Source organism: Streptomyces sp. NBC_00536 (assembly GCF_036346295.1).
In the GTDB taxonomy this organism is placed as follows: domain Bacteria; phylum Actinomycetota; class Actinomycetes; order Streptomycetales; family Streptomycetaceae; genus Streptomyces.
Map to the genome: position 1 here is coordinate 4324838 of NZ_CP107819.1, position 19748 is coordinate 4344585.

At 72.1% G+C, this 19748-nt stretch carries 19 protein-coding genes, 4 tRNA genes and 1 other RNA gene; 12 read left to right on the forward strand and 12 right to left on the reverse strand.

Features of this window, described 5'->3' with window-relative positions:
• Nucleotides 1–40: 40 nt before the first annotated feature.
• Nucleotides 41–1543, reverse strand: coding sequence for a cytochrome ubiquinol oxidase subunit I (locus OHS33_RS18975; RefSeq protein WP_330331615.1), 1503 nt, complete (start codon nucleotides 1541–1543; stop codon nucleotides 41–43).
• A gap of 70 nt (nucleotides 1544–1613) precedes the next feature.
• On the opposite strand from OHS33_RS18975, the gene OHS33_RS18980 reads away from it, so the two are divergent.
• The 3 genes from OHS33_RS18980 to OHS33_RS18990 all read left to right on the forward strand — a co-directional run bounded on the left by OHS33_RS18980 (nucleotide 1614) and on the right by OHS33_RS18990 (nucleotide 3450).
• Complete coding sequence (locus tag OHS33_RS18980) at nucleotides 1614–2522, forward strand: LysR family transcriptional regulator (RefSeq protein ID WP_330331616.1); 909 nt, start codon at nucleotides 1614–1616, stop codon at nucleotides 2520–2522.
• A gap of 112 nt (nucleotides 2523–2634) precedes the next feature.
• Nucleotides 2635–2793, forward strand: a complete 159-nt coding sequence (locus tag OHS33_RS18985) for a hypothetical protein (protein ID WP_330331617.1) — start codon at nucleotides 2635–2637, stop codon at nucleotides 2791–2793.
• A gap of 12 nt (nucleotides 2794–2805) precedes the next feature.
• On the forward strand, nucleotides 2806–3450 hold the full coding sequence (locus OHS33_RS18990) for a disulfide bond formation protein B (RefSeq protein WP_330331618.1): 645 nt from the start codon (nucleotides 2806–2808) through the stop codon (nucleotides 3448–3450).
• A 67-nt stretch (nucleotides 3451–3517) separates the two neighbouring features.
• On the opposite strand, the gene OHS33_RS18995 is transcribed toward OHS33_RS18990, so the two are convergent.
• Together OHS33_RS18995 and OHS33_RS19000 are read right to left on the reverse strand one after the other, a co-directional pair.
• Nucleotides 3518–4213 carry a hypothetical protein gene (locus OHS33_RS18995; protein WP_330331619.1) on the reverse strand — a complete coding sequence of 232 codons (696 nt, stop codon included), beginning with the start codon at nucleotides 4211–4213 and terminating at the stop codon, nucleotides 3518–3520.
• Between the two features lie 3 nt (nucleotides 4214–4216).
• Entirely contained in the window at nucleotides 4217–4585 is a 369-nt protein-coding gene (locus OHS33_RS19000; RefSeq protein WP_330331620.1) for a hypothetical protein, read from the reverse strand.
• A gap of 501 nt (nucleotides 4586–5086) precedes the next feature.
• Between OHS33_RS19000 and OHS33_RS19005 the strand changes: the two genes are divergently transcribed.
• Both OHS33_RS19005 and OHS33_RS19010 read left to right on the forward strand, forming a co-directional pair.
• Nucleotides 5087–5362 carry a hypothetical protein gene (locus OHS33_RS19005; RefSeq protein ID WP_330331621.1) on the forward strand — a complete coding sequence of 92 codons (276 nt, stop codon included), beginning with the start codon at nucleotides 5087–5089 and terminating at the stop codon, nucleotides 5360–5362.
• Nucleotides 5359–5604, forward strand: a complete 246-nt coding sequence (locus tag OHS33_RS19010) for a hypothetical protein (protein WP_330331622.1) — start codon at nucleotides 5359–5361, stop codon at nucleotides 5602–5604. The genes OHS33_RS19005 and OHS33_RS19010 overlap by 4 nt, the downstream gene beginning before the upstream one ends.
• A 77-nt stretch (nucleotides 5605–5681) precedes the next feature.
• On the opposite strand, the gene OHS33_RS19015 is transcribed toward OHS33_RS19010, so the two are convergent.
• Nucleotides 5682–5769: transfer RNA gene (locus OHS33_RS19015), tRNA-Ser, on the reverse strand.
• A gap of 129 nt (nucleotides 5770–5898) precedes the next feature.
• On the opposite strand from OHS33_RS19015, the gene ffs reads away from it, so the two are divergent.
• The 6 genes from ffs (at nucleotide 5899) to OHS33_RS19045 (ending at nucleotide 14489) form a co-directional block, all read left to right on the forward strand.
• Nucleotides 5899–5997, forward strand: an RNA gene (ffs, locus tag OHS33_RS19020) — signal recognition particle sRNA small type.
• Between the two features lie 121 nt (nucleotides 5998–6118).
• On the forward strand, nucleotides 6119–8290 hold the full coding sequence (locus OHS33_RS19025) for a DNA polymerase III subunit gamma and tau (RefSeq protein WP_330331623.1): 2172 nt from the start codon (nucleotides 6119–6121) through the stop codon (nucleotides 8288–8290).
• A 59-nt stretch (nucleotides 8291–8349) separates the two neighbouring features.
• A complete protein-coding gene (purD, locus tag OHS33_RS19030) occupies nucleotides 8350–9603 on the forward strand; it encodes a phosphoribosylamine--glycine ligase (protein WP_330331624.1) in 1254 nt (417 codons plus the stop codon).
• A gap of 308 nt (nucleotides 9604–9911) precedes the next feature.
• The gene (locus tag OHS33_RS19035; RefSeq protein ID WP_330331625.1) at nucleotides 9912–11585 is read left to right on the forward strand and encodes a hypothetical protein; all 1674 of its coding nucleotides are present in this window, start codon (nucleotides 9912–9914) and stop codon (nucleotides 11583–11585) included.
• A gap of 397 nt (nucleotides 11586–11982) precedes the next feature.
• Nucleotides 11983–13470, forward strand: coding sequence for a N,N-dimethylformamidase beta subunit family domain-containing protein (locus OHS33_RS19040; RefSeq protein WP_330331626.1), 1488 nt, complete (start codon nucleotides 11983–11985; stop codon nucleotides 13468–13470).
• Between the two features lie 107 nt (nucleotides 13471–13577).
• Complete coding sequence (locus tag OHS33_RS19045) at nucleotides 13578–14489, forward strand: phosphoribosylaminoimidazolesuccinocarboxamide synthase (protein ID WP_330331627.1); 912 nt, start codon at nucleotides 13578–13580, stop codon at nucleotides 14487–14489.
• Nucleotides 14490–14607: 118 nt separating this feature from the next.
• Here OHS33_RS19045 and OHS33_RS19050 read toward each other — a convergent pair.
• The 8 genes from OHS33_RS19050 to OHS33_RS19085 form a co-directional block, all read right to left on the reverse strand.
• Nucleotides 14608–14680: transfer RNA gene (locus OHS33_RS19050), tRNA-Gly, on the reverse strand.
• 22 nt (nucleotides 14681–14702) lie between these two features.
• Nucleotides 14703–15356, reverse strand: a complete 654-nt coding sequence (locus tag OHS33_RS19055) for a response regulator transcription factor (RefSeq protein ID WP_330331628.1) — start codon at nucleotides 15354–15356, stop codon at nucleotides 14703–14705.
• On the reverse strand, nucleotides 15353–16606 hold the full coding sequence (locus tag OHS33_RS19060) for a sensor histidine kinase (RefSeq protein ID WP_330331629.1): 1254 nt from the start codon (nucleotides 16604–16606) through the stop codon (nucleotides 15353–15355). The genes OHS33_RS19055 and OHS33_RS19060 overlap by 4 nt, the downstream gene beginning before the upstream one ends.
• 50 nt (nucleotides 16607–16656) lie before the next feature.
• Nucleotides 16657–17418 (reverse strand): ABC transporter permease, encoded by a 762-nt coding sequence (locus OHS33_RS19065; protein ID WP_330335100.1) that lies wholly within the window; start codon nucleotides 17416–17418, stop codon nucleotides 16657–16659.
• 5 nt (nucleotides 17419–17423) lie between these two features.
• Nucleotides 17424–18368 (reverse strand): ABC transporter ATP-binding protein, encoded by a 945-nt coding sequence (locus tag OHS33_RS19070; protein ID WP_330331630.1) that lies wholly within the window; start codon nucleotides 18366–18368, stop codon nucleotides 17424–17426.
• A 164-nt stretch (nucleotides 18369–18532) separates the two neighbouring features.
• A tRNA-Gly gene (locus tag OHS33_RS19075) sits at nucleotides 18533–18605 on the reverse strand.
• A 93-nt stretch (nucleotides 18606–18698) separates the two neighbouring features.
• Nucleotides 18699–18770: transfer RNA gene (locus OHS33_RS19080), tRNA-Gly, on the reverse strand.
• 88 nt (nucleotides 18771–18858) lie between these two features.
• The gene (locus OHS33_RS19085) at nucleotides 18859–19176 is read right to left on the reverse strand and encodes a histone-like nucleoid-structuring protein Lsr2 (RefSeq protein WP_330331631.1); all 318 of its coding nucleotides are present in this window, start codon (nucleotides 19174–19176) and stop codon (nucleotides 18859–18861) included.
• 320 nt (nucleotides 19177–19496) lie between these two features.
• Here OHS33_RS19085 and purS point away from each other — a divergent pair, with 320 nt between their 5' ends.
• On the forward strand, nucleotides 19497–19748 hold the full coding sequence (gene purS, locus OHS33_RS19090; protein ID WP_008740952.1) for a phosphoribosylformylglycinamidine synthase subunit PurS: 252 nt from the start codon (nucleotides 19497–19499) through the stop codon (nucleotides 19746–19748).

The window sequence follows — 19748 nt, forward strand, 5'->3', positions numbered from 1 at the left end:
CGGGTATCGCGTCAGTGGTCGCGTCAGCAGGCGGATCGCGTCAGTAGGTGAATACGGGGGTCGAGTCCTGGCCCGCGTCGGCCGGATCCGGCGGCAGTTCCCCGCCGCTCTGCGGCCCGGCCTTGGCGTACCTGGTCATGAGCCGGACCTCGACCACCGCGAGGACCCCGTAGAGCAGGGTGAAGACGGTGAGGGACGTGACGACCGAGGCGGTGGAGACGCCCGGCGAGACCGCGTCGGCGGTCTTCATCAGCCCGGTGACGGCCCACGGCTGGCGCCCGTTCTCGGTGAAGATCCAGCCGAAGGAATTGGCGATCAGGGGGAAGCCCATGGTCATGACGCCGGTCCGCCAGGTCCACCGGGTGAGGAACGGGCCGAGTTCGCGCCGCCGGGTGAGCATCAGCCGGGGCGTCTCGTCCTCGCCGGTGCGGTACGGGGCATCGAGCCACCGTTTGCGGCGGGTCAGCCAGAGCCCGGCGACCCCGGCGCCGAAGGAGACCATGCCGAAGCCGATCATCAGGCGGAAGCCCCAGAAGGCCGTGAAGATCCCGGGGATGTAGTCCTCGGGCCTGCCGCCGAAGCGGGCGGCCTCCTGGCGGGCGATGTCGTTGATGCCGGGCACGGCGTCGGTGAGGTTGTGGTGGGCGAGGAAGGACAGGACACCGGGGATCTCGACGGCGACGTCGTTGCGGCCCTCGCCGACATCGCCCACCGCGAAGACGGAGAACGGCGCGGGTGCCTGCGTGTCCCACAGGGCCTCGGCCGCCGCCATCTTCATCGGCTGCTGCTCGAACATGATCTGGCCCAGGCTGTCGCCGCTGAGGGCGGTGGCGAGGCCGGCGACCGCGGCGAGGGTGAGGCCGAGGCGCAGCGAAGTGCGCATCACGGCGGTGTGGTTCTTGCGCCACAGGTGGAAGGAGGCGATGCCCACGACGAAGGCGGCTCCGGTCAGGAAGGACGCGCTGAGCGTGTGCCAGGCCTGGACGAGGGTGGTCGGCTGGGTCAGGACCGCCCACACGTCGGTGAGCCGGGCCCGCCCCGTGGCCTTGTCGAGGGCGTACCCGACGGGGTGCTGCATCCAGGAGTTGGCCGCGAGGATGAAGTACGAGGACAGCACCGTGCCGAGGGAGACCAGCCAGATGCAGGCGCAGTGGACCTTCTTCGGCAGCTTGTCCCAGCCGAAGATCCACAGCCCGATGAAGGTGGACTCCAGGAAGAACGCGACGAGCGCCTCGAAGGCCAGGGGCGCGCCGAAGACGTCGCCGACGAAGCGCGAGTAGTCGGACCAGTTCATGCCGAACTGGAACTCCTGGACGATGCCGGTCACGACCCCGATCGCGATGTTGATCAGGAAGAGCTTTCCCCAGAACTTGGTGGCCTGGAGGTACTTGTCCTTGCCCGTGCGGACCCAGGCCGTCTCCAGGCCCGCCGTGACGGCCGCGAGGCTGATCGTGAGCGGGACGAAGAGGAAGTGGTAGACGGTCGTGATGCCGAACTGCCAGCGGGCCAGCGTCTCGGGGGCGAGGGCGAGGGTGGTGCTCATGCCTCCACGGTCGGGCGGGCGCGGCCGCGCCGGTAGCGGCAACGGGTCGATGCATCCATAGAATCGTTCTATGCGTCTCTCCTCGCGGGTCCCCGACCTCTCCGCCCTCGACCTGCTCCTCAGCGTCATCGAACTGGGCAGCATGGGCCGGGCCGCCGAGGCGCACGGCATCAGCCAGCCCTCGGCCAGCTCCCGGCTGCGCTACCTGGAGAAGCTGGTGGGGGTGCCCGTCCTGGAACGCACCACGCTCGGATCCCGGCCCACCGAGGCGGGAACCCTGATCGCCGAGTGGGCCCAGGTGGTACTGGCCGCCGCGCGGCAGCTCGACGCGGGCATCGACACCCTGCGCGAACAGCGCCGGTCCCACCTCCAGGTCGCGGCGAGCCAGACCGTCGCCGAGTACCTCTTCCCCGAGTGGCTGATGGCACTGCGCGTGCACGCCCCCTCGACCGTCATCGCCCTCCAGTCCGGGAACTCGGCGGACGTGGCGCGGGCCGTCCTGGAGGGCCGCGCCGAGATCGGCTTCATCGAGGGGCCGAGGGCGCCGAAGGGCCTGCAGAGCCGGCTGATCGCCCGGGACCGGCTCGTGGTCGTCGTGGCACCCGGACACCCCTGGGCCCGGCGCACCGCGATCACCCTCGACGAGATCGCCGGTACGCCCCTGATCCAGCGGGAGTCCGGCTCCGGCACCCGTACGGCCTTCGAGCAGGCCGTCACCGCGCGGCTGCCCGGCTGGGAACCGCGCGCCCTGCTGGAACTGTCCTCCACCACCGCCATCAAGAGGGCGGCCGCCTCGGGGGTGGGCCCGGCGGTGGTCAGCTCGCGGTCCGTGGAGGCGGAACTGGCCGCCGGAACCCTGAAGTCACCGCCCGTCGCGGACCTGGAACTGGGGCGCGCGCTGCGGGCGGTGTGGCCCGCCGGCCAGACCCTGACCGGCCCGGCCCGGGACCTGTACGCGATCGCGGCGCGGGGGAAGTAGATAGTGATGGCCATAGAACGGTTCTATGGATCCATCGATCCGATGGCGCTACCGGCGCCGGGTGCCCGGGATCAGAGTGGAGGCAAGAGCCTTCCGATGAAGCAGGGACACCATGTACACCATCCTCTTCCTCTTGATCACCGTCTGTGTGGTCGCGGTCCTGCGTGACGGGTCACGCAGGACACGGCTGCTGCTGTGGGCGGGGACCCTGGCCTTCACCACGCTGGCGTTCCTCCCCCACCTCGACCGTGCCTTCCACCTGAGCTTCTGAGGAGGAGCCGCTATGAACGCCACCACCACCGCCACTGTCACCACCCCCGCCTCGGCTCCCCGGGCCGGGCTGTCGAACCGCCTCGGCCTCTGGTTCGCCCACGCCTACGTCCTGGGCATGTGCGCCACCATCGGCGGCGCCTACATCTTCCAGTTCGTCCTGTGGGAGTACCCCTGCCCCATGTGCCTGCTCCAGCGGATGTTCATGCTGCTGAGCGCACTCGGCCCCGCCATGATCATCGCCCGCTCGCGCAAGGGCTCCGTGACCGCCGCCGAGTTCGCCTCCGGGTGGGGCATCGCGATCGTCTCCGCGCTGATCGGCAGCACCGTCTCCGGTGCGCAGGTACTGATGCACATCGTGCCCCCCGACCCCGGCTACGCGGGCGCCCTCTTCGGCCTGCACCTGTACACCTGGGCCGCGATCACCTTCCTGGTGGCCGTCCTCGCCGCCGCGGTCAACCTCGTCCTGACCCACCAGGCACAGCCCCTGGACGCGGCCCGCACCTCCCCCGCCCTGCACCGCGCGGCCGGCCTCACCCTGGCCGTCCTGGCCCTCTTCGTGGTCAGCAACCTGGTGGCCTGCTTCCTCCTCCAGGGCTTCCACTGGCAGATGCCCGGCGACCCCACCAGCTACCAGTTCTTCACCGACCTCTTCTGACCCCTCTGACCCTCCTGCCCCGAGCGCCCCGACCGGTTCACTGGTCGGGGCGCTCGCGTCGGGCGGCTCAGTACGTGAACGGCATGGAATTGCCGGTGACCTTCGGATTGCCGACGGCGTTCGGCGCGGTGTCGCCCGCGATCTTCGTGCTCGCATGCACGCCGTACGACACCTTGGGCGTCAGCGGCATGTCGACCGGCCACTTGAACTCCTGCGTATCCGGCCCGACCAGAATCCCCTTCCAGGTCTGCGGCCGGTTGGCGGGATACACGTAGGCGCTGCCCGAGCCGGAGGTGAGCCACAGGTAGACGTCCACGCGTGTCGAGGCGGGAGCGCTCACTCCGACCACCATGTAGATCTTGTCTCCGTCGCGCTGGTAGCAGACGCGCTGGGTCACCGCTGAGCCGACTTCAATGGGGTTGTCGCTCCCACACGCCGGTGACGGCCGCACGGCGGCAGGGGTGTGCGACGGGCCGGCGGCCGGCGGGGCCACGGGAGAAGAAGGTGAGCTCTTGGCGTCGGGCGACGGCGGCTGAGTGCTGCCGGGACCCGGCGAAGACGGCGGCGCGGACACCGAGGCCTGGACCTGTGGGGCCGTACCGGAAGATCCGGCCTCAGGCGGGCGATGGGTGACCGTGACGATGGCGAAGACCACGATCCCGACGATGCCCAGCACCACGCCCCCGCCGATCAGGGCGCCGGGGTTGTTGATGTTGATCTGGTCGCGGACCTTCTGGTTGCTCTGGTCGAAGGGATCCACCACCGGTCAGAGGAGGGTCTGTGCGGTGGTGATCGCGGCGCTCAACGCCGTCGTGAGGGCTGCGGCACTCGCGATCCCGGAGATCAGATCGCGGGCCCGGGTCAGCCGGCCGGTTACGGCGGCAGCCTGCGCGTCCGGCCGCCGGGCCGCCGAAGCCGCCTGGCTGACCTCGTGCTGAACATCGGAGGCCACGTCTTCGGCGAGGGTGCCGTTGTTCTTGGCCTGCCGGATCTGCTCCAGGAGCTGTCCGAGGGCGGCGATCAGATCGTTCTGCCCGTCGTCGTCCCCACCGATGTGGAGACCTCCCTGGACACCGCCCTCGATGTTGATCTGCTTGCCGTGCACCTGCTGGTTCTGCTGGTTGAACGCACCCACTGAGCGGCCCCCACGCTGCGACGGATCACCTGGAGCGCAGACGATAACGATCTGTCAGGTGTCGTGTCCACTCATGTAGTTGGATGTTCCGCGCCTGTGAAGCGGCCCCGCTGATCACGGCGTTCCGCTCCCGCCGGGGCCGGTGCCACACCACTGCCCCTCGGCGCCGCGTGCCGAGCCGGATGACCCCGGGAACGCGGAAGGCCGCGAAGGGAACCAGCGGGTTCTCTTGGAGGGCCTTCAGTGACAGCGCCTGCGGGATGCTCGATCCGCAGCCGGCTCAGTTCGGGGCCGCTGACGAACCCGGTGCACTGATCCACGACTCGTGACCGGCCCGGCGACTGCAACCACGGAACGACGAAGGGCCCGGCCGCGATGCGGTCGGGTCCTTCGTTTGCCCTGGTGCCTCGGATTCCGGCGGCCCAGTCCCGGCGGACAGTCACCCAGCCTAGGCCGGGTCCCAGGTATGAGCCCCTGAACCGCAGCGTGGAAGAGCCGATCATGAGCACTGCCCCGAATCTGCCGCTCCCGCCGCGCAGGCCCGAGGAGCCTCATCCGCTGCGGACGATCAGGGAGATCCGGGAGGCTCTGCCCGAGCACCAACTTGAGCATTTTGATGCCGAACTCACCGACACCGACATCGATGCCTTGCCCGACATGCTTCACCGCTGGGCGACCCTGGGTGGCGATGGGTTCCTTGAGCGGCTTACGGCGGCCCCTTTCGAGGGGCTGGAGTTCGGGCAGCGGCCCTATGACGACGCGGCGGACGGCGAGTGATTTACCTACTCGACACCAACGTGGTCGCTGAGATCACCACCCGCCCGAAGCCTGCACCGGCCGTCATTGCCTGGGCTCGGTCGGTGCCGGCTCCTGCCCTCCACCTCAGCGTCATCGATCCGCCCGATGCGCTGATCGCCGCCACAGCGCTGGCTAACGGCTGGACGCTGGTGAGCCGCAACATCAAGCATCTGGCGCGGTCAGGTGTGCTCCTGCTGAACCCTTGGGAGTACGAGGGGTAGCCCGCCGAGGCGGGAACGCGGAAGGCCCCGGCCGGTTTCCCGGTCGGGGCCTTCAACGTATTGCCCGGTGAGAGCAATGGCGGAGGATACGAGATTCGAACTCGTGAGGGGTTGCCCCCAACACGCTTTCCAAGCGTGCGCCCTAGGCCACTAGGCGAATCCTCCGCGACGAACAATACAAGACGTTGGGGGGTGCTCGCGAACGTGATCGTCCGGCGAGGGTCCGGGCGGGGGGTGGGCGGGGTTGGGCTGGGGTCCGGCTCGATTCCGGGGGCTTCCATCCGCTAGGGTGGGGTCAGCCCCTCACGTGGCGCTATCTCACCCAACTCCCCCAGGGCCGGAAGGCAGCAAGGGTAAGTGGGCTCTGGTGGGTGCGTGGGGGGCGCTTTGCGTTCCGGGGGCGGTGGCCAGGGTGTCCGCCCGGGGGGCCGCAGGGGGTCTGCCGGGTTTCTGACGGGGGCCTGTGTCCCTTGGCTGCGTCGCGTTGTCGGCGGGCCCGGATAACCTCGTGAGTGTGTCGTCCCTTGCGCTGTACCGCCGCTATCGCCCCGAGTCGTTCGCCGAGGTCATCGGGCAGGAGCATGTCACTGCCCCGCTGATGCAGGCCCTGCGCAACAACCGGGTCAATCACGCGTACCTGTTCAGCGGGCCGCGGGGGTGCGGCAAGACCACCAGTGCCCGCATCCTGGCGCGCTGTCTGAACTGTGAGCAGGGCCCCACGCCCACGCCCTGCGGGGAGTGCCAGTCCTGCAAGGACCTCGCGCGCAACGGGCCGGGTTCCATCGACGTCATCGAGATCGACGCCGCCTCCCACGGTGGCGTGGACGACGCCCGTGACCTGCGGGAAAAGGCCTTCTTCGGGCCCGCGGCGAGCCGGTACAAGATCTACATCATCGATGAGGCGCACATGGTCACCTCGGCGGGCTTCAACGCCCTGCTGAAGGTGGTCGAGGAGCCGCCGGAGCACCTCAAGTTCATCTTCGCGACCACGGAGCCCGAGAAGGTCATCGGGACGATCCGGTCCAGGACGCACCACTATCCGTTCCGGCTCGTGCCGCCCGGCACCCTGCGCGACTACCTCGGCGAGGTGTGCGGGCGCGAGGGCGCCACCGTCGAGGACGGGGTGCTGCCGCTGGTCGTGCGGGCCGGCGCCGGTTCGGTGCGCGACTCGATGTCCGTCATGGACCAGCTGCTCGCGGGCGCCACCTCCGACGGTGTGACGTATGCCATGGCCACCTCCCTGCTCGGCTACACCGACGGCTCGCTCCTCGACTCCGTCGTGGACGCCTTCGCCGCCGGGGACGGGGCCGCGGCCTTCGAGGTCGTGGACCGGGTGGTCGAGGGGGGCAACGACCCCCGCCGGTTCGTCGCCGACCTGCTGGAGCGGCTGCGGGACCTGGTGATCCTGGCCGCCGTGCCCGACGCCGGGGAGAAGGGGCTCATCGACGCTCCCGCCGACGTGGTGGAGCGGATGCAGGCCCAGGCCTCCGTGTTCGGCGCCGCCGAGCTGAGCCGCGCCGCCGACCTGGTCAACACCGGGCTGACCGAGATGCGGGGGGCGACCTCGCCGCGGCTCCAGCTGGAGCTGATCTGCGCCCGGGTGCTGCTGCCCGCCGCCTTCGACGACGAGCGGTCCTTCCAGGCCCGGCTCGACCGCCTGGAGCGCAGCGGAGTCACCTTTGCCGCTGCTGGTGCCGGTGCCGGGGCTCCCGTCTCGTTGCCCGCCGCCGCGCCCGCCGCTCCCGTGTACACGGCCCCGGCCCCGACCCCGGTCGCGCAGCCCGCGCCCGCCGCACCCGCGCCGTCCGCGCCGTCCATGGGATACGTCGCCGGGCCCGAGGCACACGCCATGGCGCCCGCCCCCACCCCGGCCGCTCATCCCGCGCCCACCGCCCCGGCCCCCGCCCCCGCGCCCGGTGCCTGGCCCGGGGCCGCGCAGCCCGCGCGCGGGGCTTGGCCCAGTGCCGCCGCGCCCGGCGCCCCGGCTCCGGCGCCCGCGGCCGCCCCGGCCCCCGCACCGCAGGCCCCGGCACCCGCCGCCCCCGCACCGGCCGCCGCGCCCGCCTCCGGGCCCGCGATGGCCGCCGGGGCCGGGCAGGTCCAGGCGATGTGGCCCGGCGTCCTGGAGGCGGTCAAGAACAAGCGCCGCTTCACCTGGATCCTGCTCAGCCAGAACGCCCAGGTGGCCGGGTTCGACGGGACCACCCTCCAGCTCGGCTTCCCCAACGCCGGAGCCCGCGACAACTTCGCGAGCAGCGGCAGCGAGGAGGTCCTCAAGCAGGTCCTGTCCGAGCAGTTCCACGTCAACTGGAAGATCGAGGCCGTGGTGGGCGGCGGCCAGCCCGTCCCCGTCTCCACGTCCTACTCGGCCCCGCCGCCGTCGTACGCGCCCGCCGCCCCGGCCCCCGCGTACCAGCCGCAGCAGCCCCAGGCCCCGCAGCAGTCGCAGGCTCCGGCCCACCAGCCGCAGCAGCAGTCCCCGGGCCAGTCCCCGGGATACCAGCAGCAGCACCAGCAGCAGGCTCCGGCCGCGCCCGCGCCCGTACCGGTGCGGGAGCCCGTACGCCCCGAGGACGACGTACCGGAAGCGGATGATCCGGATCTCGTGGACAGTGCGCTGACCGGACACGACCTGATCGTGCGCGAGCTGGGAGCCACCGTGGTGGAGGAATATACGAACGAGTAGGGGCCGGTGATTGGGTGGCCGCACGAAAGACATTCCCGCAGGCGGGCTAGGCTGCACCCGTGAAGGTCCTCGTCATCGGCGGCGGCGCCCGCGAACACGCCCTGTGCCGCTCTCTGTCCCTCGACCCCGACGTCAGTGCGCTCTACTGCGCCCCCGGCAACGCCGGCATCGCCGAGGTGGCGGAGCTGCGCCCGGTGGACGCCCTCGACGGCGAAGCCGTGGCCCGGCTCGCCACCGAACTGGGGGCGGGCCTGGTCGTCGTCGGGCCCGAGGCGCCCCTGGTCGCCGGGGTCGCCGACGCCGTGCGCGCGGTCGGCATCCCCGTCTTCGGCCCGTCCGCCGAGGCGGCGCAACTGGAGGGCTCCAAGGCCTTCGCGAAGGACGTGATGGCCGGGGCCGGTGTCCCGACCGCCCGTTCCTACGTCTGCACCACCCCCGAAGAGATCGACGAGGCCCTCGACGCCTTCGGCGCCCCGTACGTCGTCAAGGACGACGGACTCGCCGCCGGCAAGGGCGTCGTGGTGACCGACGACCGGGCCGCCGCCCGCGCCCACGCCCTGGCCTGCGACCGGGTGGTCATCGAGGAGTTCCTCGACGGCCCCGAGGTCTCCCTCTTCGCCATCACCGACGGCGTCACCGTGCTGCCGCTCCAGCCCGCGCAGGACTTCAAGCGCGCGCTCGACGGCGACGAGGGCCCGAACACCGGCGGCATGGGCGCCTACTCGCCGCTGCCCTGGGCCGACCCCAAGCTCGTCGACGAGGTCATGGCGAGCGTGCTCCAGCCGACCGTGGACGAACTGCGCCGCCGCGGCACCCCCTTCTCCGGACTGCTCTACGCGGGCCTCGCGATCACCTCGCGCGGCGTGCGCGTCATCGAGTTCAACGCGCGCTTCGGCGACCCCGAGACCCAGGTCGTCCTCGCCCGGCTGCGCACCCCGCTCATGAGCGTCCTGCTGAACGCGGCCCGGGGCACGCTCGACACCGAGCCGCCGCTCTCCTGGCGCGAGGACGCGGCCGTCACGGTCGTCATCGCCTCCCACAACTACCCGGAGACCCCGCGCACCGGGGACCCGATCGAGGGTCTCGCCGAGGTCGCGGCCGAGGACGCCCCGGAGGCGTACGTGCTGCACGCGGGCACCCGCCGGGACGGCGACGCGGTCGTCAGCGCGGGCGGCCGCGTGCTGTCGGTGACGGCGACCGGTTCCGATCTGGCGCAGGCCCGCGAGAGGGCGTATAAGGCCGTCGGACGGATCCGGCTGGCGGGCTCCCAGCACCGCACGGACATCGCGGCCCGAGCCGCCGAAGGGCGCTGAACACCGCCCCAGGGCACTGACCAGCGGGGTCTCCCCCACCACCTGCGACGCGGGCCCGGAGCGCATTCGACGCGCTCCGGGCCCGCGCGTGCGACTGCATCCGGCCGCGTTCGAACGCACCCAGCTTTACCCAAAGCCATTCCATCGGGTGATCGATGCCCGGTCCGCCTGACGGCCGCCCGCACCCCAACTAGGGTGCGGCGCAAGCATTCCGGCACTTGGCCCACCGGCATTGCGATGTCAGTGGCGGGTGTCACAGTGGGGGAGTGACCAAGACCGTCGCAGGGCAGAGGGGGTGACGTCCGGCCGTGTCCGGAACCGTTTCGACCATGGAGGTGGGCGCGCAGTCCGCGCGCTCCCGGGCCTTGGCCGTGCTGCGCGTGCGCAGCAGGGCACTGGCCCTCGCACTGTTGCCCGCCGCCTTCGCGGTGGTGCTGGTGGCAGCGCGGATGACCGGGCGGCTGGCCGGGGAATCCTGGGCCACCGCCACCCTCGTCGTGTGCGCCGTCGCGGCGCTCGTGCTGCTGATCGCCGGTGTGTTCGGCGCCGTGGTGCTGCGGGCCGCCCCGGCGGTGACGCCGACGGTCGCGCTGGCCGAGGCCGCCGCGCCCGACCTCTACCGGATGGTGCGGGACCTGGCCGACCGGATGAAGGTGCCCGCGCCCTCCGCGATAGCCCTGACCCCCGACTGTGACAGCTGGCTGGAGGACCGTACGCACGCCGCGCACCGCAAGCGGGGCGCGGCGGCCGGTACCGAGGGCGCGCCGGAGACGGCCCCCGGCGCGGCGCCGGTGCTGGTGATCGGTTCGCCGTTCCTGTGGTGGATGCGGGTCGCCGAGCTACGGGCGGTCCTCGCCCCGGTCGTCGCCGGGACGGGCCCCTCCGCGCACCCCGACATAGCCGACGCCCGCCGCTTCGTGCGCGGGCTGGACGCGGCCGCCGACGTCGGCAACCGGCCCGGCCTCGGCTGGATCGGCCGGACGGCCCGGCTGCTGCTGCGGCTGTGCCGGACCGACGCGGCCGAGATGGAACGCGGGGTGGCCGCGGCCGCCTCGGACCGTGCACAGGGTGTGGACTACGGGCTGCGCATCGTCGCCCAGGAGCAGGTCGGCCTCGCCTACGCGGGCTGGGACCGGCTGCTGACCCGGGTCGCGCTGCCCGCGTGGCGGATGGGCCGCTGGCCCGCGCACCTCGACACCGGGGTGGTCCGCGCGCTCACCGAGCTGTCCCGGCGCGACCGGCTGGCCGAGGGGTTCACCTCCCGGCTGGGCGAGCGCCCCGCCTGTGACCTGCTGGAGCAGCCCGGGGTGGTCGACGAGGCGGCGTCGCTGCTGGCCGCGCGGCTCTTCCACGGCGGTCCGGCCGAAGTGGGTCCGGACTGGTCGCCGGTGGACTGGGCGGCGTATCCGGAAGAGGTCGTCGACCGCAAATGGCGGACCGAGGCGGCCCGGCTGCACCGCTCGCTGGACGTCCTGGCCGCGGCCGCGCCCCAGGGCGTGGTGGCCGGGGACGCGGTGACCGGACCGACCCTGGAACGGGTGCTGCGCTACCTCGGGTCCGGCGGGGCCGACAACGCCGCCGCGGACACGCTGGCCGGGCGGCTCAGCGGAGACCTGGCGCGCGAGGAGCGGGCCGTGGCCGAGCGGGCCGGCGTGGGCGCCGGTGCGGTGGCGGCGGCCGGAGCGGCGAAGGCGCGCGGCGCGGATGCGGTTCCGCTGTTCCCCTTGCAGGCCCCGCGCAGCGGGCGGGACCTGCTGGCCGACCACGTCATGGCGATGGTGTGCTGCGCGGCCGTGGACTCGGCGGGCGGTGCGCCGGGGCTGGACTGGCTGGACGGGCCGGTGCTGCTCGTTGCCGGGACGCGGTGTGCGGATCTGGCGCTGCCGGTGCTGGCGCTGGTGGAGGACGGTGACCCCGTGCCGCTGCGCGACTGGCTCGGGGCGCTCGGAGTGCGGCCGGAGAAGCCGGTCCGGCTGGTCTGAGGGCCGTCGCCGGGCCGTGCCGGGCCTTGCCGGGGCGGGCCGTGCCTTGCCGGGCCGGGCGGCGGTGGGCGGGCCCGGAGCGCGGGTGGGCTGTGCGCTCAATCGCCGCGCGGGCTGATGTTGCCTCCGGCGGGCCCTCAATCGCCGGGCAGGCTGGGTTTGCCCTCCGGGCAAATCCAGCCTCGCCGGCGTTTGAGGCGCGGGGTGTGGGGCGGAGCCCCACGTGCGCTCCGGCGTACGGGTCGCACGCGCAAGCGGATGCGAATGTTCCGGTCACGTCAATTCGCGACGAACGGTGACGGAGTGCGTGCGTTATGTGATGTGCTGGGACCGGTCGCGGACATGGACCGCGGCGAGGCGGGCATGCGCGTTCGGGGGAGCGAGGGAGGGGAGCGGTATGGGTGCGGACCAGATCCGGCGTTGGGAGTCAGGTGCGCTCGCGCACGCGGTGACCGATCCCTTCGGTCAGGGCCCCCTGCCCTGGTTCCGGGGCAGCGAGACGTACATCGGCGACACCGGCCAGGTGCTCCCCTGGTACGTGGACCCCTCCCTGGACCCCTCCCTGGCCCCCGGCCAGATCCCGCGCGCCCGCACCAGCGGCCCCCGTACCGCCGATGACGTGCACCGCCAGATCAAGGGCTTCGCCTCCACCGGCGCCGTCGCCCCCGGCGAGGCCATCGACTTCCGCATCACCGTGGACCCGCCCCAGCAGTTCTCGGTCGACATCTACCGGATCGGCCACTACGGCGGCGACGGCGCCTCGAAGATCCACTCCAGTCCGCGGCTGTCGGGCATCGTCCAGCCCGCCCCCCTCACCGCCGACCGGACCGTCTCCTGCCACCACTGGTGGCTGTCCTGGCGGCTCCAGGTCCCCTCGTACTGGAACCTCGGCGCGTACGTCGCCGTCCTCACCACCGACGACGGCTACCGCTCCCACATCCCCTTCACGGTCCGCGACGACCACCCCGCCGACCTGCTGCTGCTCCTGCCCGACATCACCTGGCAGGCCTACAACCTCTACCCGGAGGACGGGCGCACCGGCGCCAGCCTCTACCACGCCTGGGACGACGAGGGCCGCCTGCTGGGCGAGGAGGACGCGGCCATCACCGTCTCCTACGACCGCCCCTACGCGGGCGCGGGCCTGCCCCTGCACGTCGGCCACGCCTACGACTTCATCCGCTGGGCCGAGCGCTACGGCTACGACCTGGCCTACGCCGACACCAGCGACCTGCACGCGGGCCGCGTCGACCCGGCCCGCTACCGGGGCCTGGTCTTCCCGGGCCACGACGAGTACTGGTCGGTCCCCATGCGCCGGACCGTCGAGCGCGCCCGCGAGCACGGCACCTCCCTGGTCTTCCTCTCCGCCAACACCATGTACTGGCAGGTGGAGCTGGCCCCGTCCCCGTCCGGGATCCCCGACCGGCTGCTGACCTGCCGAAAACGCCGCGGCCCCGGCCGCCCCGCCCTCTGGCGCGAGGTGGACCGGCCGGAACAGCAGCTGCTGGGCATCCAGTACGCCGGCCGCGTCCCCGAACCCGCGCCGATGATCGTGCGCAACGCCTCCCACTGGCTCTGGGACTCCACCGGGGCCACGGAGAACGACGAACTGCCCGGCCTGGTCGCGGGCGAGGCCGACCGCTACTTCCCGCGCACCCAGCTGCCCGAACACCAGGACCGGATCCTGCTCGCGCACTCCCCGTACGACGACACCGAGGGCCACCGGCGGCATCAGGAGACCTCCCTGTACCGGGCCCCCAGCGGCGCCCTCGTCTTCGCCTCCGGCACCTTCGCCTGGTCCCCGGCGCTCGACCGCCCCGGCCATGTCGACGAGCGGATCCAGAAGGCCACCGCCAATCTCCTCGACCGGATCTGCAAGCGCGACTGAGGCGGTGCGGGACCCCGCGGCGAGCGGGCGCGGGACCCCTGGGAGGGGGCACGCGACCCGATACGGGAGAATGGGCGTGCGCTCGTACAGAACCACAGGGAGACCCCGTGTCCGGATTCGTCGAAAAGCCCGAGCCGGTGCAGGTGCCGGGCCTCGTCCACCTCCACACCGGCAAGGTGCGCGACCTCTACCGCGACGGGGACGACAACCTCGTCATGGTCGCGAGCGACCGGATGTCCGCCTTCGACTGGGTACTGCCCACCGAGATCCCCGACAAGGGCCGTGTCCTGACGCAGCTGTCCCTGTGGTGGTTCGACCAGCTCGCGGACGTCGTCCCGAACCACGTGATCAGCACCGAGCTGCCCGCCGGCGCCCCCGCCGACTGGGCCGGCCGCACCCTGATCTGCCAGAACCTCGACATGGTCGCGGTCGAGTGCGTGGCCCGCGGCTACCTCACCGGCTCCGGCCTGGCCGAGTACGAGCAGACCCGGACCGTGTGCGGACTCGCGCTCCCCGAGGGTCTCGTGGACGGCTCCGAGCTGCCCGCCCCGATCTTCACCCCGGCCGCGAAGGCCGCGGTCGGCGAGCACGACGAGAACGTCTCCTACGAGGAGGTCGCGCGCACCACCGGCGCCGAGACGGCGGCGCTGCTGCGCCAGACGACCCTCGCCGTGTACGGGCGGGCCCGCGACATCGCCCGGGAGCGCGGGATCATCCTCGCGGACACCAAGTTCGAGTTCGGTTTCGACAAGGACGGCGCCCTGGTCGCCGCCGACGAGGTGCTGACCCCGGACTCCTCCCGCTTCTGGCCCGCCGACCTGTGGGAGCCGGGCCACGCCCAGCCCTCCTTCGACAAGCAGTTCGTCCGCGACTGGCTGGCCTCGGCGGCCTCGGGCTGGGACCGCCACGGCGAGCTCCCGCCGCCCGAGCTGCCGCAGGACGTGGTGGAGCGGACCCGGGCCAAGTACATCGAGGCGTACGAGCGCCTCACCGGCCAGAGCTGGAAGAGCTGGACCTGATACCCGCTTCCTGATCCCCGCTTCCCGGGCCCGCCACCGCGCGGGCCCGGGAGCCCGGTCGGCAGGCCCGGAACACGAAGAAGCCCCCGGTCATCGACCGGGGGCATCTTCCTTACAGAGCGGACAACGCGACTCGAACGCGCGACATCCACCTTGGCAAGGTGGTGCTCTACCAACTGAGCTATGTCCGCAAGCGCCGTAAGGCGAGACCTACTATACCCAACCCCGGGCACGTGCGAGACGCACTGCCGTGTGCCGGTTCTCGGCGCCCAGCTTCGCCGCCGCCGAGGAGAGGTAGTTGCGCACCGTGCCCTGCGACAGCGAGGCCCGCGCCGCGATCTCCGCGACCGGGGCCCCGTCCGCCGCGAGTTCCAGCACCTCGGCCTCCCGCACGGTCAGCGGTGAGTCCCCCGCGCTGATCGCGTCGGCCGCCAACTCCGGGTCCACATAACGCCCTCCGGCGTGCACGGTCCGGATGATCTCGGCCAGCCGCTGCGCCGACACGGTCTTGGGCGCGAAGGCCCGGACACCGGCGGCCAGGGCGCGCTTCAGGTGCCCCGGGCGGCCGTGACTGGTCACGATCATGGTTCTGCAGCCGGGCAGTTCGGCCCGCAGCGATGTGGCCACGCTCACACCGTCCGCCCCCGGCATCTGGAGGTCCAGCACCGCCACGTCCGGCCGGTGGGCCCGGGCCATGGCGAGGGCCTCCGGACCCGTGGCCGCCTCGGCGACCACCAGGAGGTCGTCCTCCAGCCCCAGCAGCGCGGCCAGCGCACCCCGGATCAGGTGCTCGTCATCGGCGAGCAGCACCCGTACGGGACCACTCCCCGCGGTATCCCCAAAGCCCCCGGTCACGGTCCCGGTCATGTCCCCGCCTCCTCGTCGTGCGCGGTCCCCGGCCGCTGCCCCGGAATCTCGGCCCGCAGCCGGAACACCCCCGCAGGCCCCCCGGCGGGGACGGTGCCCGCCTGCAGCGAACCGCCCAGCGCCGCCAGCCGCTCCCGCAGCCCGGCGAGCCCCGAGCCGGGCGGCCCGGCCGGTTCCGGGGGCGCCCCGTCGTTCTCGACCACCAGGACCACCGCCCCCGCGTCCCCGCCCGCCAGCCGGATCACGCACCCGCGGGCATCCCCGTGCCGCAGCACGTTGGTGGTCGCCTCGCGGACCACCCAGCCCAGCGCGGACTGCACGGCCGCCGGGAGCACGCGCTCGTCCAGGAGTTCCACCCGGCAGTCGATCCCGGCGGCGCTCAGCACCCCGCGCGCCCCCTCCAGCTCGACCGCGAGATCGGCTTCCCGGTAACCCCGCACCACGTCCCGCACCTCCCGCTGCGACTCCCGCGCGATCCGCTGCACCTCGACCATCTGGTCCACCGCCTCCGGGCGGCCGCGCCGCGCCAGCTGGACCGCAAGCTCGCTCTTGAGCGCGATCACCGCGAGGTTGCGGCCCATCACGTCGTGCAGATCGCGGCCGAAGCGCAGCCGCTCCTCGGCGACCGCGAGCCGCGTCTGCAGCTCCCGGGCCCGGTCCAGCTCCCACACCGTGGCCAGCAGCCAGCTGGAGAACCCGTAGGTGAAGGCGAGGAACAGGCCGCTGATCAGCACCCCGATCAGCAGTCCGAGCGCCTGCCGGCCGGAGTGGCCCAGCGCGAGCGCCGCCAGCGCCGTGCCGACCGCCGCGGCCGGGGGAACGGAGCGCATGTGACGTACGGACTTCAGCGCCATCGTCAGCGATCCGACGCCGAAGCACAGCGCCCCGATCACCACTGTCGTGGCGGCCTTCGGGTCGAGCGTCCCGGGGTCCGTCGCGAGGGCGAGGGGGACGAGGACGACGGCGCCGCTGACCGCGGCGGTCGCGAGGGCCAGGCGCACCGGGCGACCGCGCCGCTCGACGACCCAGTCCAGCGCGCGCGAGGTGAGCAGCCCGCACAGCACGGCGTGCGCGCAGACCAGCAGGAGGACCAGCAGGCCGGCCGGTCCGGCGCGCTCGACGGAGACGTACGGCATCAGCCCGATCGACAGGATCTCGATGAGCACGAAGGAGTGGAACGAAACGCGGGTGTACAGCTCGACCTTGGCCGCGCTGCCGCGGTCCTTCCACCACCCGGTCAGCCTGGACACAGCCCCGGTCCCCCCGATCCGTCGTTCCCGCACGCCCTGCCCGCACACCGCTACCGGCGCGGTTCCCAGCGGAACCACCGCTGGACAGCAAACACGGTGAGCGCGATCCAGGCCAGCGCGGTCACGGCCGGTACGAGCAGCTCCGCTTCCCCGCCGAGCCAGCCCGCCCGCACCAGGGCCATCACCCCGCTCAGCGGGAGCAGTTCGGCCGCTGCGGCGGCGCCGTCCGGCAGCGAGTCCGCCGGTACGAACAGCCCGGACCCGATCAGCGAGACCAGGAGCAGCGGCAGCGTGGTCAGGCCCGCGCTCTCCACATTGCGGGTGAACGCGCTGGTGAGGGCGGAGAGCCCGGCCAGCAGCACGATCCCGGCGAGGACGCCGAGGACGAGCACCGCCGGATCCCGCGGGGCGCGCACGTGCAGGACGGACGACCCGGCCACCGCCAGGACGGCGATCTGGGCCAGCGCCAGCACGGCGGCCGGCAGCGCGGTCCCGGCCAGGATCTCCAGGTCGCCCGCCTCACCGGTGCGCAGCCGCTTGAGGACGAGTTCCTCGCGCCGGGCGACGTAGGCGGAGACGAGGTTCATGTAGACGACGAGCAGCAGCACCATCCCGATGCCACCGGTCAGGGTGGCTTCGCCGATGGCCGCCGCGCCGTTCGCGCTGAGGACGGAGCGCAGGGAGAAGACCATCGCCACCGGCATCAGCAGCGCCACGGACAGCGCGGCCCGGTTGCGGACCAGCAGGGTGAGTTCGGACCGGCCGAGGGCGACGAGCCGCCGGGGCCGCAGGTTCAGGGCGGATGTGTTCATGCTGCTCATCGGGCTCCCGCTCCCACCGTCGCCCCGGCCGCGCGGCGGCTCCGGGCGATCTCCAGGAAGGCCTCCTCCAGGGAGGCGGACCGGGCGTCGAGCCCGCCCAGCTCCACCGCGGCCTCCTCCGCCCAGCGCAGCAGTTCGCCGAGCGCGGACTGGAGCCGTTCGGTACGGATCTCCACGTGCCGCCCCTCGGCGGCGGCCCGCAGCGACAGCGGCAGCCGGGCCGCCGCCACTCCCGCGGGCAGGGTGAACCGGATCCGGGCCGGCCGGGTCGCGGTCACCTCGGCCGGGGTCCCGGACAGGACGATTTCCCCCTCGTGCAGGATCGCCAGCCGGTCCGCCAGCTCCTCCGCCTCCTCCAGGTAGTGCGTGGTCAGCAGCACCGTGGTGCCCTCGTCGCGCAGCGCCCGGACCAGCGCCCAGGTGTCCCGGCGGCCTTCGGGGTCCATGCCGGTGGTCGGCTCGTCGAGGAAGAGCACCTCGGGCCGCCCGAGCAGGGCCAGCGCCAGATCGAGCCGCCGCCGCTCCCCGCCGGACAGCTGCTTGACCCGTACGTTCGCCCGCGCCGTCAGCCGGACCAGCTCCAGCACCTCCGCCCCCGGACGCGCGCCGCTGGTGACCCCGGACCACATCCGGACGGTCTCCGCGACGGACAGGTCGGAGGGGAACCCGCCCTCCTGGAGCATCACCCCGGTCCGCGGGCGGACGGCGGCCCGCTGCCGGAGGGGGTCGAGCCCGAAGACCCGGACCCGGCCTGCGCTCGGCGCGGCCAGCCCCTCCAGCAGCTCGACGGTGGAGGTCTTCCCGGCCCCGTTCGTCCCGAGGAGGGCGAAGATCTCGCCGCGGGCGACGGAGAAGGAGACCCCGCGCACGGCCTCGAACCCGCCCGAGTAGCCGCGGCGCAGCTCCTCGGCTTCGATCACTGTCCGCTCGGTGTCAGTCATGACTCCAGCGTCGGGCCGCGTCCGGGAGCCGGTCAGTGCGCGCTGTCACCGGCACCGATGACAAATGTCATCGGCGCCGGACAACAGTGCTGGACAACAGCGCCGGACAACGCAGAAGGCCCCAGTCGATGACTGGGGCCTTCTGATGAAACTCTTGGAACAAGAGCGGACGACGAGACTCGAACTCGCGACATCCACCTTGGCAAGGTGGTGCTCTACCAACTGAGCTACGTCCGCAAACTCGCGATGATCGCTTCCCCGGAGGGAGCCATCAAGCGGTTGCGAGCATCACTCTACCCGATCCACCACAGTGGTCGGTAAAGCGTGCAGAGCGGGTGACAGGAATTGCACACTGCGCCTTCCTCCTGGAAGGAGGATGTTCTGCTACTGAACTACACCCGCACGACCTTCGGGGCTTTGACCTGCGGTCTGGCCCCTCGGCGTGATCCACACACTAGCCGATCCCTGGGGGTGGATGGCAAATCGGGGGTCAGTGGGCGGCGTTGTAGGCCTCGTAGACCTTCTTGGGGATGCGGCCGCGGGGCGGCACGTCGAGCTGGTTGGAGCGGGCCCAGGCGCGGACGACCGCCGGGTCGGGTGCGATCGCCGTGTGCTTGAAGGTCTTGCCGGAGCGGGACTGCCGGCGGCCGGCCGCCACGAAGGGAGCCAGGCCCTTGCGGAGCTTCTTTGCGTTGGCGACATTGAGGTCGATCTCGTACGACTTACCGTCCAGAGCGAAGACGACCGTTTCCGCCGCTTCTCCGCCGTCGATGTCGTCGGAGATCGTGACTACTACGCGCTGCGCCACGGATATCGGTCCCTTCGTGCGGCACCGGCGCCGGGTGACGTGCGGTGATGCCGACTGTGTGGATGCTTCGGAGCATTGCTACTTTCCCCCGTTTTTCCGGGGGATTCCTTTGTACCGCGATTCACGTTGTATAGCGAAGCCCAGTTAATTCTCTCCGCGTGTCCCGCCGCAATGCCGGGTGCGGGTTTTTCCGGTGGATTTTGCGAAGCGTTGGTGAAACCGAAACCGCCCCGCGAGGTCCGCCGCCCGAAATCTACCCGCGTAGAAATTTTGGCCGGGTACGCTGATGGAACCGCCTTCGCACCAAACCACACACGGGAGTGCCAGTGGCACGCGTCGTAGTCGACGTCATGCTCAAGCCGGAGATCCTCGACCCCCAGGGCCAGGCGGTGCAGCGTGCACTGCCGCGGCTGGGCTTCGAGGGGATCGCCGACGTCCGCCAGGGGAAGCGCTTCGAACTGGAGGTGGAGGGACCGGTCGACCAGGCCGCCCTCGACCGCATCCACAAGATGGCCGAAACGTTCCTCGCCAACACCGTCATCGAAGACTTCACCGTGAAGGTCGAGGCCTGA